This window comes from Halobacteriovorax sp. RT-2-6, from assembly GCF_047085025.1.
In the GTDB taxonomy this organism is placed as follows: Bacteria; Bdellovibrionota; Bacteriovoracia; order Bacteriovoracales; family Bacteriovoracaceae; genus Halobacteriovorax_A.
In genome coordinates, this window is the sequence record NZ_JBKIYH010000001.1 from 72,307 (window position 1) to 86,339 (window position 14,033).

Genomic DNA, 14,033 nt, shown 5'->3' on the forward strand with positions numbered 1-14,033 from the left:
ACTTTTATCCATATTTTGGAAGGTAATAGTCATATGATCATCAATGAATCGTTAAATAAGTATAATAAGATAGCTGTTGTAGGCCTTGGGGTTTCTGGAGTTTCAGCACTTCGCTTGCTGGCCTTCCTAGGTAAGGATATTTATTTAGTTAATCAAGGACCTATTGATAAGTGGCCTGCCTTTGAAGATTCGACGTGTATTAAGGCGAGACTTCCTCAAGATGAAGCTGCCGATATGCTAGGGGAGATGGATCTGATTATTCTCTCACCGGGGATGTCTAAGGAGTTGCCATTATTTTCAAAAGCATCATGCCCAATATGGTGTGAAATTGAACTTGCTTATAAATTTGCTGATGCACCAATTCTTGGAGTGACAGGAACAAATGGTAAGACAACAGTTGTCTCTTTCCTTGAAGAATGTGGCAAGCAGGATCCAACTGGTGACTACTTTGTTGGTGGTAATATTGGAACACCATTTTGTGACTATATCTATGAGCGCATGAGTGGAGAGCGTGAACCTGCCCAAGGTATTATTCTAGAGCTTTCAAGTTTTCAACTAAATCTCATTGAAGAATTTCAGTGTGATGTTGCGGGAATCTTAAACCTGACTTTCAGCCACGGTGAACGCTATGATGATCTAAGATCATATGCACTTGATAAATTCGAAATCTTTAAGAATATGGCCAATGAAGGAATTGGATTCTTACCGAATAATTTAGAAGTTAAAAATGAATACCCAATTCGCAACGAGCGTCAACTTGATCTCTCTATTGCTAAGGTTAAAGAAGAGCTTTCTGAGGTTATTGATATTGGTTCACTTAAAATCTACGGTGAACACAATCTCGTCAATACATACTTTGTCTATCTTATGTGGGATGCCTTTACTGGCAATATCAAGGCATTTCAAAATGCCTGTGAAGTCTTTGGTGGTGTGGAATACCGCTTGCAGATGATAAGACACACGCAAGAAGGACGCTATTTCTTTAATGATGCCAAGTCCACAAATTGGGAGGCAACTCTTACGGCCTTAAACGGTGTGAAGGAGTTAGGGGAAGTTGAGCTGATCATTGGCGGTCAGCTTCGTGGTCATGGTGATAACCAGCTTGAGAAGCTTCTTCCTTTTAAGAGTCAGATTAAGAAGATTCTCTTCTTTGGTGAATCTGGAAAGGTTCTAAGTGAATCAAATTTTGAAATTGAATCTGAGTATTTTGAAAATTTGGATGAGATTTTTAAAGCAGGCTTTAGCACAAGTGTCGTTCTATTTTCTCCAGCGTTTCCTTCTTTTGATCAGTATGCAAATTACGTCAAAAGAGGAGAGCACTTTACGAAATTAGCACTTACTTAAGAACTGAAATTGTTACTTTTTGCGACTTGGAATCCCTCATATTATCTGCAACAGCAATCTTAAATAAGAAAATAATGAGAATTCCAATAATAAATTTACCTGACTTTGATTCCATAATGTGATTATCGGTACTTAGTGATAATACTTTAGTAAATATTATCTTTTGTTAATAAATTTTTGCTTGCGCAAATCTCTTTGTTGAAACTAAGACCAATAATAGCATGCACAGCCCTGCGATCAAGGCGGCGGAATCCTTTGCTGGCGGGTGTTCAGAAAATTCCGTACTTATCTTTTTCTCAATATCCTCATAAATATGGCCATCATACTTGGCACTATCTTTTATCGGTGCAATTGAGCCACACATTGGTATTTGTTCCTTAGGATAAAGGTAAGTGGCACCATCCCAATCGTCTTGCCCAATCGTTTCTCTACCTGTGAGGTTTCTAAAGTACATAAGTGAGCTTTCTTTTGAAGAGTGGCCAAGGCCAAAGGCATGTCCGATTTCATGGGCAAAAAGAGCAATCTTCTGGGCCCTTGTCTGGTCGTTGTAGCGAGTTCCTGCAATGTCATTTAGGCCAATGACAGAGCCTTGGATAACTGTTCCGTTTAGATTATTTGGTAGTGTTACAGCTAAAATTCCTGTGGAAGTAAAAACTGTATTATTACTATTACAAACGATCAGAATCTGTGTGTTAGTACTTGGTACTTGGCTGACACAACCAGCTTCTCCTGCAGCACAGATTTGTTCAGTTGTATAATCATTGTTAACCGTTAAGATATCGCCACCTTTTAGGTGTAAACTACTTGTCGCAATCTTATTCCAATAATCACTAACTGCAATCTCTACCATATCCATGATTTCATCAGCAGAGTCTGTAATATTTGCGCAAGCATTATCCGCTATATCGACACGAATTTCTGGACTTGCAAAGCGAATAGGAATATTTGCGTTGATCGTAAATGCTAAGGTGTATGTTGAAAGAAGTAAGCTTATTATAAATTTCATTAATTATTTCCAAAAGTATAGTTAAGAGATAATGCATAACTAAATGCGCGCTCATCACCATCTTCAAGGTTGAAGACGCTTAATTGTCCATTTACAAAGTAAGTCTTATTGAAGAGGTAATCTGCACCAAGAATGACAATATTATTAACTGCTGTTTGGTAATCATCCGGTGTGTAGAATTGTTGTGTTGATGTTCCATTGCCAAGAGTTTGCATTTTTCCATCCATTGCTGTGTAGGTAAAGAAAATACCAACTCCTGCTTGTACTCTAAAGCTTTGATTGAAGGTGTGTTCGATAAGTGCATGAATCCAGAGGTTTGTAACAGTTACTGCACTATCTTCACTCGATTTTGGAAGAGTTAAACCTGTTTCAATATTTAGCTTTTTTTCCCAAGCAATATCTGTGCGATAATTGGCCCTGATAAATGGATTGAAAGTGAAGTAATTTCTCCCGCCATCAATATCGGTTTGAATTTTACCGACGTATTTCGTCAAATTCCCAACTCCAAGTGAGAACTCGCCAGGAATATTAAGTTCCTGTGCCTTTATAGAAAATGGAAGTATGCATATAATGCACAGAAGTAAAGAATGGGCTGCTTTCATGTAATAATTGTTAAGAAGTTTTCAAGCTTTGACAACTTCTTATTTGTTTCCAAATACTGGCATTTTATTTAAAATGCCAAGAGATTTAAAGAAACTTAAAAAGGATTTTAAATATGTTCGAAAATTATAAGATACCTAATGAATTAATTCCTAGTGATCCACGCTTTGGTGTTGGGCCATCACTTGTTCCAACTGAATTCGTTCAAAGACTTGCTGATACAAAAGCAACGCTACTTGGGACTTCTCACAGAAAACCGGCAGTGAAAAATCTTGTAAAAGAAGTACAAGAGGGATTAAAAAATTTCTACAACTTACCTGAAGGTTATGAAGTCGTTTTAGGAAACGGTGGAGCAACTTTTCTTTTCGATATGATCGGTCTTGGTCTCGTTAATAAAAAAAGTGTTCACTACACATGTGGTGAATTCTCAAATAAATGGTTTAAGTCACATCATGCAATTCCATGGATTGAAGCACAGGAAATTGCAAGTGAGTATGGCCAAGGTTGTGAGCCACAAGGCTCAGATGCTCATGCTGATGCTGACATGATTTGTTTTACTCTTAATGAAACTTCTACAGGTGTTCAAACGACGACAATCCCAAGTGTTAATGATGAGACACTTGTCGCTGTGGATGCAACAAGTGGTGCAGGGCAAATTCCTCTTGATCTAACTAAAGTAGACTGCTATTTCTTTTCACCGCAAAAAGTTTTCGCATCTGAAGGTGGTCTCTTTGTCGCTATTATGTCACCGAAAGCACTAAAGCGTGCTGCAGAGATTGCAAAGACTGATCGCTATATTCCTGGTATTATGGATTGGACTGTTGCTATTGATAACTCTCTTAAGAATCAAACTTATAATACACCAAGTATCTCAACTCTTTTCTACTTAAATGAGCAGGTAAAGCTTATGAATTCTCAAGGCGGAGAAAAGAATGCAGTAGAACTTGCACGCAAGAAAGCTGATATGATTTACGGCTGGGCAAAGGAAGAAAGCTTTCTTGAGGCATACGTTTCTGATGAGAAGTATCGTTCAACTTCTGTTGCGACGATTAATATCGATGATAAGTATGAAGCTGCAGCACTCATTAAAGTACTTGAGCAACAAAATGCAGTTAACGGAATTGATTCGTACAGAAAGTTAGGAAAGAATCAATTTAGAATTTCTCTTTTCCATAATGTGAAATTTGAAGATCTACAAAAGCTAACCAAAATTATTTCAAGCGCTGTTAATCAAGCAAATAATTAATTAATAAAGAAAAGGGAGTACTAAGTGCTCCTTTTTTATTTCAAAGAAATCGCTCTTAGATCAATTGACATGGAAGAGTTAGTGTAAAACTCTAAGTAATCGCTTCCTAGGTTATCCCAAATCTCTTGGGTTGATAGAGGATTCTTTCTATTTTGATCAGCTACACCAAAGAAGAGTCCGATGATCTCTCCTGTATCTCGATTCATAATAGCACTTCCGGAATCTCCGGATTGAGCATCACAGGCAGTAAAGAAAACATCTCTTACCTTATCCTTGTTGAATCTAATATCCATATTCCCTGTAAGATAAATGCAGTCAGTATCTTGTGCTATCTTAGCATCATACCTTCTCAGATCGGCCTTGCCACCACCAAAACCAACAGTTACGAGAGGATCTCCAGCTACAGGATTTGAAAATTTAGTATTAAGCGATGGAAGTTTTGAGAGAAAGTTTAGCTTCTCACTTTTCTTAATTCGAAAGTAAAGATAATCGCTACCTGATTTAATTGAGCCTATGCTTATAACACCATCACACTTTGCTACTATCTTATTGTGGCCTTCATTAATGAGTAAAAGGGAGGATTCGCTACATTCTTTCTCGCCACTTATTACATGATAATTAGTGAGAAAGATATAATGCTCAAGTTCTTCTTGGTAAAGAAAAGCAGTTCCAATTTTTCTCTTTATTTTGTTAACGACCTTGGCGGTACGAAGAACTAAGCTCTTTGTGTTTGTATCAAGTGTTTGAAAGAGCTTCTTTGTAACCCTTGGCCTACTCCATTCATCTCCACCAACGTAGCGTTTGGCCATTGTTAGATTAGAAAACAATATCAATGTAAGTATAAGAATTATCTTGATCTTCCCCATAGTAGGGTTTTAGCTTAGATTATTTTTTGGGTCTAGAAATGTGAAAAGTTTATAAGAAAAAGGGACACCGAAATGTCCCTCTATATGGTTTTATTTTTTAGTTTTTAGCACCATCATCTTTATTGTAATTTTTTAAAAATTCAGTTTTCCACTCGTTGTAGCGATTATCTAAAATTGCTTCACGAGCTTCTTCTGCCATATTCTTATAGAATTCAATATTGTGCATTGTCGCTAGAACTTGTCCTAGGATCTCATTTGAATCAAAAAGGTGCTTAACATAGGCACGAGTGAAGTTCTGGCAACAGTAACACTTACAATTTGGCTCAATAGGGAAGAAGTCACGACGATAGTTCTTGTGACGAATTCTAATCTTTCCACGTTTCGTAAATAGCGTTCCACCACGTGCAAATTTTGTTGGAATGATACAGTCACTCATATCAATTCCATATTCCCAGATCATACATAGGTCTTCTGGATTACCAACGCCCATAACGTAGCGTGGTTTATCTTTTGGCATCTTAGGCCCTGTGTACTTAACGATTTTTTCCATAAGCTCAGGCCCTTCTCCTACGGATACACCACCAATGGCATAACCTGGAAGATCGCGCTTAACAAGTTCATCAAGACACTCATCTCTATAATCATCGTAAGTAGAACCTTGGATAATACCAAAAAGGGCCTGCTTTGGATTTGTCCAAGCATCAATACAACGATCTAGCCAGCGGTGAGTACGATCGATTGAATTCTTTGTATACTCGCGAGTCGCTGGGTATGGAATACACTCATCAAAGGCCATCATGATATCTGATCCAAGCTCTTGTTGGATTTGAATTGATGTCTCTGGAGAGAGCATAATTGATTTACCTTTATGGTCCTTAAACTCAGCTCCTTCTTCTTTAATGGCCTTTCTTTGAAGTGAGAAAACCTGGAATCCACCTGAGTCTGTAAGAATTGGACGATCCCAATTCATAAACTTATGTAGTCCACCTGCTTTTTCAACCAGTTTTGAACCTGGTGATAAGTGAAGGTGGTACGTATTTGAAAGAATAATTTTAGTGTCCAGATCCTTTAGGAAGTTTGGTGGTAGTGCTTTAATTGCACCGTGCGTACCAACTGGCATAAATACTGGAGTTGGAATTTCACCATGAGGAGTAGTGATAACACCTGCTCTTGCTCCTGAATTCTTATCTTCGTGGACAACTTTGAATTTGAAGTGTTCTTTGACTTGATCTTGAATGCGCATAGATCACCCTTTGTCGTAACTCGACTGTTGAAATATTTCTACTAACTTTAATTATTTAAAGTACTTAGCTTTAATATTTCTTTTGCTGCTTCTTGTCCAACAGTATTTGTGCTACCTTGTAAAAATTTGGCCAGATCTCGGGCAAATTTTGTAAATGAAGCACGGTTCTCTCCGTTATCCTTAATTGAAACGAGCTGATTGATCTCGTCAAGTTGACTCATTAAAATTGATTTATTTGTACCGAGAAATGCCTTTTCAACACTATCAATATATTCAATCTTAACTTTTGGCTTTGCTAAGAATGTTAGGCCTTCAAGTTCACTTGATTTCATATTGCCGCCAACCTTTGAGAATTGCATAACTGAGTCATCTGAAATATAGAGATAGACTTCATCAAGATTGCTTCTATAGAAAGACGTGAATTTATTTAAGTTACGATATTGCTTATAGTTCATTTTAAACTCTGCAAAGGCCTTCTTTGATTGGCCAATGGCAAGTAGGTCAACATGAACTAAATCTTTTGTCGATCGTCCTTTGATGATCTCTCCGGCCCAAAATAATTTTCCAAAATCTTCTCGCGTTAAATAGCTCGATTTTTCATCTTTATAGAAAGAGCTTAAATAAGGATAGCGATACTTGAAGAATGGAATTGAGCTAAAGCTTTTTTGAAAATTTCTAAACGACATTTCATCTGTTAATTTTAAAACATATGTATTTGCTGTTTCTTTATTGATGATAAAGTAGCTTGGTCTTTGCCCTGCAATTCTTAAGATAATATTTTCCTGAGAGAATTTTTTTGAAACTAAAACCTCTTTAATTTTCAGCGGTCGTTTACCTAGCTCTTTTGGCACATTGATTTGTTTAGGAACAGGCGTGTCCGAAAAGCTTTCCTGAATAATAGGATAACCAATTACTAGCATTGTAAAGATTGCTAAGTTGATAAGTGAGATGAACTTAAATCCCTTTATACGATAAGTAATTCGCCCTTGAGTGATAAATTCTTTAAGAGATGGTGAATCAAAGATAACAGGGAGCTCAAATAATGGGATAAGGTGAGCAATAAGATCTAGTGGAGTTCTAAGAACAGCTTTTGCTCTTTTTGTAAGAAATGATCCCGTTGTTGTTGCACCACTAATAAAAAGGGTTGGTGAAACACTTAGAATTAAATTTGAAATAAATAGAATACCAAAAAGTACAATTACAATTTTTGCTATATCTGGGCTTACACTGAATTCGACAAACTTTGCAATTTCTGAATTTAGTAGAGTTGCGAGTTTGTCACTTAGGCTCTCTATTGCCTCAACATCAATCTGAGTTGAAACTATCGTTGTTGCAAAGACGAGTGTTAATGCACTAACGAAGCGAGTAAAAGGGCCTACTAGTTTTCCTTCAGACTGTTTAATTTTTTTCTTTTTTTGTTGTGCTTTTCTGATCTTCGCACCTTCGTAGTCACGGGCAACACCAAGTTTTAGATCAGAGTCTTTATTCGTTGATTTAGTACTCTTTTTTTTCTTCTTCGCTTTCTTCTTTTTTTGACTCGTAAGTGGTCGGCTTACGTGTTCATTAGATTTTACCGACTTCTTACTTTGCTCTGCCTCTGCACTTTGAAGACGGGCAACGTTTAGAACTTGAGTAATACTTAAGGAGTCAGTGTCTTCTTTCATTCGAGGTTGTGAAGGCTGATCACCATTTGTATCAATGACAAAGGAGATATCATCTTCATCGCTATCTGATTCGCTATCTGATTCGTCATCTGACTCATCTCTATTAAGCATATCACTACTTGTCATTTCAAACGAAGGTGTATGCCCTTGTGTTTGGGCCTTTATTTCTTCAACGCTTTCTTCTTGCTCATTCGTGGCAAAATTACTTAAGTCATCAAATTCAAGATCATCCTCATCATTTGCTGAGGCAATATCAAATTCATCAGGAAGTTGTTTTTCAAGAGATAGAGACTTGAGTTTAAATTCGCTACTTTTGTAGCTAAGTTTTTCTCCAATCTCCATGAAGTAAGTTGATCCTTCTTGCAGTGGAGTATCTTGTAATTTAGCGTCTTGTATTTTTTGAATTAATTTTAAAACTAGGCAATCGTCATCGACATGAACTTTTATGCTACCACCGTTTTCAGAAATAATGAGTTCATTATTTTCTTCTTTAAAAAAAAACTCTTTATTTGAGATTGTGATTTCTTGATTTTCGTTAGAGTTGCTGTGGATAAAACCAACTTGCATAGTCAACCTTTGTTAATTTTCAATTAAATTCCTTTTTATTTTAAAGGGATTATATAAATTTTCCTACTAATTTTTAGAATTGATTCCGTGTTAATATTGGTAAAGAGAATTAAGAAGATTTAACCACGGAAGGGGACAAATAGATGAAAAAATCTTTTTTAGTAAGAGCGACGTTTGCTACGCTCTTAGCAGGACAAGTGGCTTTTGCGGCCGATGCAGATTACAATGTACAGGAACGCTTTCGCCTAATGGAAGACAAATTCCAAACTCAAGAGTTTCTAAGAGAACCAGGACATGACTTTCTTATTGATATGTCTGTTTATGCTAATACGGATCTAATGGAACTTGTTGGTGATGTATCTGATGCTTCAGATGCTGCTGACCCAGATCAAGCAGCTGCTGATGTTCTTTCAGCTTATGCTGATACTGAACAAAACCTTAGACTGAATGTAGAAGTAGGTGTTCCACTTCCATCATTTAATGCTTTTAAAGGGACAATTAGTCCAAGTGTTAGGCTAGGTGTAAATGTTGGATCACTAATTGGAATTGGTGAAGAGGATATCATGATTGATACTTTCATCTCTGCAGTTCCTGGTGATGCTGAACTTAAAACAGTTCTTCAAGATAAAATCACACAAGGTGTTTTAAATGACATTATCGGTGGTACAGCGGGTTACCAAAATGTTACAGATTTAGCAGCGACACTAGGTTTAAGTACTGAAGAAGAAACGGCCCTAAGAGATGCCCTTGGTGGTGAAGCTATTCCATTTGCTGGTTCAGGTTCAACTGCTCCAATTATCGATGCATATGTTAAGGCAGACGTTACTGCTGGTTTAAACTTTGATTATAAGAATGAGAGACACTTCGGTTCATTTTCTCTATATGGTTTATATAGAGCTGACGTAAGACGTGTTCTTGATCAAGATGCAATTGCTGGTGACGGTGATGTAATTGATACTGAAAACCTTGATCAAAATATGACTCTTTATGCGATGGCCGACATTACTTATGGTTTCCACTGGCTATCAAATTTCAGAACGATGTTTAAGATCCAAGATATTGCTCTTGCAACAGTGATTGAAAATGATGAAGGTTATCTTCCATTGTATGAGCCAGAAATTGGCTACCGTATGCACACAGATTATAGCTTTAATCTTTCAAATATGAGACTTCGTCCATTCGTAGGTTTCCACATGAGAGATGGTTATGATTTTGCTGATGGAGTTTATGCTGGTACTGATCTAATGTTCCATGTTTGGAAGGAGAGACTAGCTGTTACAGTAAGAGGGATGGTTGACTCTGAACACCTAACTCTAACTCCAAGAGTTAAGCTTGGATTCATGGATTTCATGTATTCTCTTAAGCAACCAATCACTTCTGAAGTAAAAGGTGTGAAAATCTCGACAATTCACTCTGTAAACTTCAGACTTCACTTCTAATTTAAGAAACATTGTGTTAAATATCGGGGATCAAATTGATCCCCTTTTTTATTTTGTCCACGTTAGGCCAGGGGACCGTGAGTGGATATGTCTATTTAGGAGAGTATAAAATGGCAAAAAACACAAAAGAATTTGTTGATATTGTTGATATGGACCTATTTGCAGGTTTCCTTAAAGAGAATAAACTAACAAAACCAACTGAAGTACAAGCTGAAGCAATTCCTCAGTTTCTAGAAGGTCACAACCTACAAGTACAGGCCCAAACTGGTAGTGGTAAAACACTAAGTTATCTTCTACCACTATTTCAAAAGCTAAAAGAAACAGAAGCAGACATAAAAAATCAAAAGGCAGGCTCGCCTCGCGCGATTATTCTTCTACCAATTAAAGAGCTTGCGATGCAAGTCTCTGATGAGTGTAAGAAGATTTCTCACCATGCAAAGATGCGTGTTCGTCTTGCCCTTGGTGGTGAAAAAGGCAAGAAGGTAAGTACACTTAAAAAACAAACTTTTGATATTCTTATTGGAGGCCCTGGCCGAATTAAATCAATGATTGAGAAAAAAGAGATCCGTCTAGATGAACTTGAGTATCTAATTATTGATGAAGCCGACCAGCTTCTTGATATGGGATTTATGCGTGAGCTTAAGGCCATTCGTCGTCATCTTACGTCTTCGTACCAAGCATGCCTTGTTTCTGCAACGATGGCCGATGACTTTGATATGCTAAAGGCCGACTTCTTCTCAGGTATGGAATTTAAATCAGTAAGCCTAGTTGGCTCACACGGACTTTCTCAAACTATTGAAACTTTCAATATTGCTCTCGAATATACAGAGAAGAATGCCATGCTTGATGTTTTCGTTAAAAAAGAAGCAAAGGGCAGTGGGATTATTTTTGTTAACCAAAAAGAGAAGGCGGTAGAAGTTTATAACTATATGAAGCAAGCAAAACTTCATAAAAACCTTTATGTTTCTCATGGTGATATTACTGCAAAAGAAAGAAGTGAGAATTTTAAAAAGTTTAAATCAACTGGTGGTATTCTTATCACTACTGATATGGCGGCCCGTGGGATCGACATTAAGACTCTGCAATGGGTACTAAATTACGATCTTCCATTTGAAGCAGTTTATTATATTCACCGTTCGGGACGTGTAGGTCGTGCTGGAAGGGCCGGAAGTGTCTATAACTTTGTAACTAAGAAAGATCAAAAACTTATTGGGCAAATTAATGATGCCATTAAGAATCAAGATACTTTGAAGATTGATCCAATCTTTCTTAAGTCGATGGCAAAGAAATCGGGAGCCAAAAAGGTTGCAAAGAAAGTTGCTAGACGTGGGCCAGCACCACAGAAAAAGACTTCAAAAACGACGACGAGATCAACATCTCGCACAGGTGGACGTACACCTTCTCGTACTTCAAAAACTTCTCGCGGCAGACGCCGTTAAATGATAAAATGCTAATATGTTTAAACATATTAGCATTTTCTTTCTTCTATTAACTTCACTTATTACTTCATCATGTTCTGAAAAGGATATTTATACGCCTTTGGAAATGTTTGATATGGCCTATAAATTCGACAATACAATTGAAGAAGTTCGCCTTAGTGTGAAGGAGAAGGAGAGACACCTTGACTGCAAGGATTATCCGGCCGGCTGTATTGAAGGCTCTCCTAAGCGCTTTAAGGTGAGACTAGTTGAAATGATTGTTGTCCAATACTTATCATCTAATGAAGCATGTTTGGCCGCTTATAAGCTTGGTCAATATTATGCTCGTAATTGGCTCTTTGATGATGTTGCAGATGAGCCTGTTCTTGTTGATTTTGTTAAACAGGTTTATAAGGCGAAAAGTCCTAAGACAAGACAAGAGTGTAATTAAACCTCACTTACTTTAACCACTGCCTAATCTCTTCATAGTATTGTTCTAGTTTTTTATTAGCACCTATAAAGTCACTACTTGTGATTTGAAAACTCTTGTTATTATTTAATCGTATTTGAATTGCATGATTAGAAGCTGTGGCGCCTTTGGTTTTCAAAAGCTCTATACGTTCAATTTCATCAAGTCCAAATTGTGTGATTTGTTTTCTTAGCAATGAGCGAGCGACTAATCTTGCAGTATTTCTCGGTTTGCTCATTTCCAAGTGTCGGTATTTTATTAAGGATAAGACGACAATGGGTGTGAAGAGAAATAGAAGTAGATCTTTTTGAGCAAGCTTATTATTGAATGTTAAGTAACTTCCAAGCCCAACAACAAGTAGTAAGATACACATAAGTGCTAGCTTAGTTGGAAATGAGTTAAGTGTTAAGTTTTGAAAATTAGTTTCAAGTTTTAACATATCGATCTCCGTTACGCTCTATACTTTATCAGGCCTTAAAGAAGTACTTTTTAAAGCCCGTCTGGAATGCATCAATTTTTACTTCCCAAGAATTGATAAACTCAGGGGATTGCTGTCTATATTCATTTAATGTTTCTTTAAAAAGCATTACCCAACGACCAAGCTCTCCCATATGAATATTTAAGTACTCATGTGCCTCAAGTAAGTGTGCCGCAGGACGAGGAAATTTTATTCCTAGCAATTGTGCCTGCCAAAAAGCATTTATATTAACGAGATGCTCTTGAAAATCATCAATGCTTGAGAGTGGAGCGCTATTAGCAGTTATTTTTCGAAAGTGATAGCCGATGAATACGTCATTAATGGCCTTCTCGTAAAATGACCGAGTAACTTTCTCTATTAATTGAATTTCCAACTGATTGCCTGTCATGACTAAAGTCTACACTAAATATTGCGCTTTAAATACCGATGAAAGTTTATGAACAAAATAATTATATCTTTATTTTCATTACTACTTAGTAAATTTATTTACGCCGGAGCATTAACTTCTGTTAATAACGACACTTGTTGGTACAAGGAAGATGAGGGGCGCACTAAAATAGCTTCCTTTAATGATCAGGTAAGTATTAATACAAATCGTGATGAGATTTTAGGCCACGTTGTTAAGTACTTACATGAACAAAAATTTGCGGCAGACAAGATTGATATGATTCATTCGTTCGGATTATGTGGACCAAGACTTTCTTTGGCCTTTCGTATCTCTTACGATAAAGTCGATTATTGTCTTAGAGCAAATGTAAATAAGAATACTGAGTTAACTTTCTCAGGAATTGGACTTGCTCAAGATAGCAAAGGAGCTTGCCAGTCAATTGCTAGTGATAAATTGATAGTTTCTATTGATCAGAAAAATATTGTCGATCTACAAAAGCTCTTGGGTGAGCAGGGGATGTCGCCTAAGAAAGTTGATAAACTCTCATCTAAGGTTTACGTTTTATACTTTAACGTTGAAAGAGATGAAATTAAAGATGTAAGAAAGAGTATCGTCACATCAAATCTAGTTAACTCTGCGGAGTATTCAACTGGACAATATCATATTGCAGATGAATTCGAGTTATTAAGTATTAGCTACTTTAGAAAGTAGCTCAAACAAATAAAAAAGCCTCGCGATGCGAGGCTTTTTTAATTATCTTTTTCCAATTTCAGCAATTGTTTTTCCAAGAGACTTTGAACGTTTTAAGTATACGTTTGATCTCTCTTCGTGCTCAGCTTCTTCTTTACATGAAATACAAAGTTCCGCTGTGTTTCTCGCCATTAGACGATCGTAACCAATTTCAATATCACACTCATCGCATAGGCCATATTCACCTTTTTCGATTTTTGTAAGTGCTTTATTGATTTTCTTTACGTAGAAGTTTTCACGATTTCTGAAACGAATTTCCTGCGATGTTTGAACGTTAGCTACTGCCTCATCTAGAGGGTCAAGTAGTTCGTTCTTGTCCATGCAATACTGCTCTTTCTCACTGTTTTTGTTAAGAATTCTTTCTTTGTCAGCAAGTAGCGCATCTTTAAGTGCAGCTATTTGCTTGTCCGATAGATACGAGTTAGCTCTGTTCATTTCGACTCCCTTGTGCCGTGTTTCTTCCAGTGAAACAAGTTGCTTGTAACCTTTAATTTGCGCTTAGGCAAAACAATTACGCACAACAAATATTGTGTTCGTGTGTTGTAGAAAGAATTT

At 36.9% G+C, this 14,033-nt stretch carries 15 protein-coding genes; 6 read left to right on the top strand and 9 right to left on the bottom strand.

What is annotated here, in order from left to right:
- Positions 1–33: 33 nt before the first annotated feature.
- Positions 34–1,344, top strand: coding sequence for a UDP-N-acetylmuramoyl-L-alanine--D-glutamate ligase (murD, locus tag ACMAYS_RS00320; protein ID WP_412462515.1), 1,311 nt, complete (start codon positions 34–36; stop codon positions 1,342–1,344).
- On the opposite strand, the gene ACMAYS_RS00325 is transcribed toward murD, so the two are convergent.
- Genes ACMAYS_RS00325 through ACMAYS_RS00335 form a run of 3 tightly spaced genes read right to left on the bottom strand, consistent with a single transcriptional unit; the run spans position 1,337 to position 2,844 of the window.
- Complete coding sequence (locus ACMAYS_RS00325) at positions 1,337–1,459, bottom strand: hypothetical protein (RefSeq protein ID WP_255407609.1); 123 nt, start codon at positions 1,457–1,459, stop codon at positions 1,337–1,339. The genes murD and ACMAYS_RS00325 overlap by 8 nt on opposite strands.
- Positions 1,460–1,510: 51 nt before the next feature.
- The gene (locus ACMAYS_RS00330) at positions 1,511–2,350 is read right to left on the bottom strand and encodes a matrixin family metalloprotease (protein ID WP_392992198.1); all 840 of its coding nucleotides are present in this window, start codon (positions 2,348–2,350) and stop codon (positions 1,511–1,513) included.
- The gene (locus tag ACMAYS_RS00335) at positions 2,350–2,844 is read right to left on the bottom strand and encodes a hypothetical protein (protein WP_412462516.1); all 495 of its coding nucleotides are present in this window, start codon (positions 2,842–2,844) and stop codon (positions 2,350–2,352) included. Before ACMAYS_RS00335 ends, ACMAYS_RS00330 begins: the two co-directional genes overlap by 1 nt.
- 221 nt (positions 2,845–3,065) lie before the next feature.
- Here ACMAYS_RS00335 and ACMAYS_RS00340 point away from each other — a divergent pair, with 221 nt between their 5' ends.
- Complete coding sequence (locus ACMAYS_RS00340; protein WP_103217012.1) at positions 3,066–4,196, top strand: aminotransferase class V-fold PLP-dependent enzyme; 1,131 nt, start codon at positions 3,066–3,068, stop codon at positions 4,194–4,196.
- A 35-nt stretch (positions 4,197–4,231) separates the two neighbouring features.
- On the opposite strand, the gene ACMAYS_RS00345 is transcribed toward ACMAYS_RS00340, so the two are convergent.
- From ACMAYS_RS00345 to ACMAYS_RS00355, 3 genes are all read right to left on the bottom strand, one after another.
- Positions 4,232–5,062, bottom strand: coding sequence for a S1 family peptidase (locus ACMAYS_RS00345; protein ID WP_412462517.1), 831 nt, complete (start codon positions 5,060–5,062; stop codon positions 4,232–4,234).
- A gap of 97 nt (positions 5,063–5,159) precedes the next feature.
- On the bottom strand, positions 5,160–6,305 hold the full coding sequence (gene tgt / locus ACMAYS_RS00350) for a tRNA guanosine(34) transglycosylase Tgt (RefSeq protein WP_103217014.1): 1,146 nt from the start codon (positions 6,303–6,305) through the stop codon (positions 5,160–5,162).
- A gap of 47 nt (positions 6,306–6,352) precedes the next feature.
- Positions 6,353–8,536 carry a hypothetical protein gene (locus ACMAYS_RS00355; RefSeq protein ID WP_412462518.1) on the bottom strand — a complete coding sequence of 728 codons (2,184 nt, stop codon included), beginning with the start codon at positions 8,534–8,536 and terminating at the stop codon, positions 6,353–6,355.
- Between the two features lie 143 nt (positions 8,537–8,679).
- Between ACMAYS_RS00355 and ACMAYS_RS00360 the strand changes: the two genes are divergently transcribed.
- From ACMAYS_RS00360 to ACMAYS_RS00370, 3 genes are all read left to right on the top strand, one after another.
- Complete coding sequence (locus tag ACMAYS_RS00360) at positions 8,680–9,975, top strand: hypothetical protein (RefSeq protein ID WP_412462519.1); 1,296 nt, start codon at positions 8,680–8,682, stop codon at positions 9,973–9,975.
- 110 nt (positions 9,976–10,085) lie between these two features.
- Positions 10,086–11,414 carry a DEAD/DEAH box helicase gene (locus ACMAYS_RS00365; RefSeq protein ID WP_412462520.1) on the top strand — a complete coding sequence of 443 codons (1,329 nt, stop codon included), beginning with the start codon at positions 10,086–10,088 and terminating at the stop codon, positions 11,412–11,414.
- Between the two features lie 16 nt (positions 11,415–11,430).
- Complete coding sequence (locus ACMAYS_RS00370) at positions 11,431–11,844, top strand: hypothetical protein (protein ID WP_103217018.1); 414 nt, start codon at positions 11,431–11,433, stop codon at positions 11,842–11,844.
- 7 nt (positions 11,845–11,851) lie between these two features.
- Here ACMAYS_RS00370 and ACMAYS_RS00375 read toward each other — a convergent pair whose 3' ends face one another.
- Complete coding sequence (locus tag ACMAYS_RS00375) at positions 11,852–12,301, bottom strand: hypothetical protein (protein ID WP_412462521.1); 450 nt, start codon at positions 12,299–12,301, stop codon at positions 11,852–11,854.
- A 28-nt stretch (positions 12,302–12,329) separates the two neighbouring features.
- Entirely contained in the window at positions 12,330–12,728 is a 399-nt protein-coding gene (locus ACMAYS_RS00380; protein WP_412462522.1) for a hypothetical protein, read from the bottom strand.
- A gap of 48 nt (positions 12,729–12,776) precedes the next feature.
- On the opposite strand from ACMAYS_RS00380, the gene ACMAYS_RS00385 reads away from it, so the two are divergent.
- Positions 12,777–13,439: a hypothetical protein gene (locus ACMAYS_RS00385; RefSeq protein ID WP_103217021.1), complete on the top strand. Its 663-nt coding sequence runs from the start codon at positions 12,777–12,779 to the stop codon at positions 13,437–13,439.
- Positions 13,440–13,481: 42 nt separating this feature from the next.
- Here ACMAYS_RS00385 and ACMAYS_RS00390 read toward each other — a convergent pair whose 3' ends face one another.
- Positions 13,482–13,913 (bottom strand): TraR/DksA family transcriptional regulator, encoded by a 432-nt coding sequence (locus tag ACMAYS_RS00390; protein WP_103217022.1) that lies wholly within the window; start codon positions 13,911–13,913, stop codon positions 13,482–13,484.
- Between the last annotated feature and the right edge of the window lie 120 nt (positions 13,914–14,033).

Coding starts and splice junctions, on each gene's coding strand:
- ACMAYS_RS00355 (WP_412462518.1), bottom strand. CDS start 8,536: ATGCAAGTTGGTTTTATCCACAGCAACTCTAACGAAAATCAAGAAATC.
- ACMAYS_RS00325 (WP_255407609.1), bottom strand. CDS start 1,459: ATGGAATCAAAGTCAGGTAAATTTATTATTGGAATTCTCATTATTTTC.
- ACMAYS_RS00380 (WP_412462522.1), bottom strand. CDS start 12,728: ATGACAGGCAATCAGTTGGAAATTCAATTAATAGAGAAAGTTACTCGG.
- ACMAYS_RS00390 (WP_103217022.1), bottom strand. CDS start 13,913: ATGAACAGAGCTAACTCGTATCTATCGGACAAGCAAATAGCTGCACTT.
- ACMAYS_RS00365 (WP_412462520.1), top strand. CDS start 10,086: ATGGCAAAAAACACAAAAGAATTTGTTGATATTGTTGATATGGACCTA.
- murD (WP_412462515.1), top strand. CDS start 34: ATGATCATCAATGAATCGTTAAATAAGTATAATAAGATAGCTGTTGTA.
- ACMAYS_RS00370 (WP_103217018.1), top strand. CDS start 11,431: ATGTTTAAACATATTAGCATTTTCTTTCTTCTATTAACTTCACTTATT.
- tgt (WP_103217014.1), bottom strand. CDS start 6,305: ATGCGCATTCAAGATCAAGTCAAAGAACACTTCAAATTCAAAGTTGTC.
- ACMAYS_RS00345 (WP_412462517.1), bottom strand. CDS start 5,062: ATGGGGAAGATCAAGATAATTCTTATACTTACATTGATATTGTTTTCT.
- ACMAYS_RS00340 (WP_103217012.1), top strand. CDS start 3,066: ATGTTCGAAAATTATAAGATACCTAATGAATTAATTCCTAGTGATCCA.
- ACMAYS_RS00375 (WP_412462521.1), bottom strand. CDS start 12,301: ATGTTAAAACTTGAAACTAATTTTCAAAACTTAACACTTAACTCATTT.
- ACMAYS_RS00385 (WP_103217021.1), top strand. CDS start 12,777: ATGAACAAAATAATTATATCTTTATTTTCATTACTACTTAGTAAATTT.
- ACMAYS_RS00360 (WP_412462519.1), top strand. CDS start 8,680: ATGAAAAAATCTTTTTTAGTAAGAGCGACGTTTGCTACGCTCTTAGCA.
- ACMAYS_RS00330 (WP_392992198.1), bottom strand. CDS start 2,350: ATGAAATTTATAATAAGCTTACTTCTTTCAACATACACCTTAGCATTT.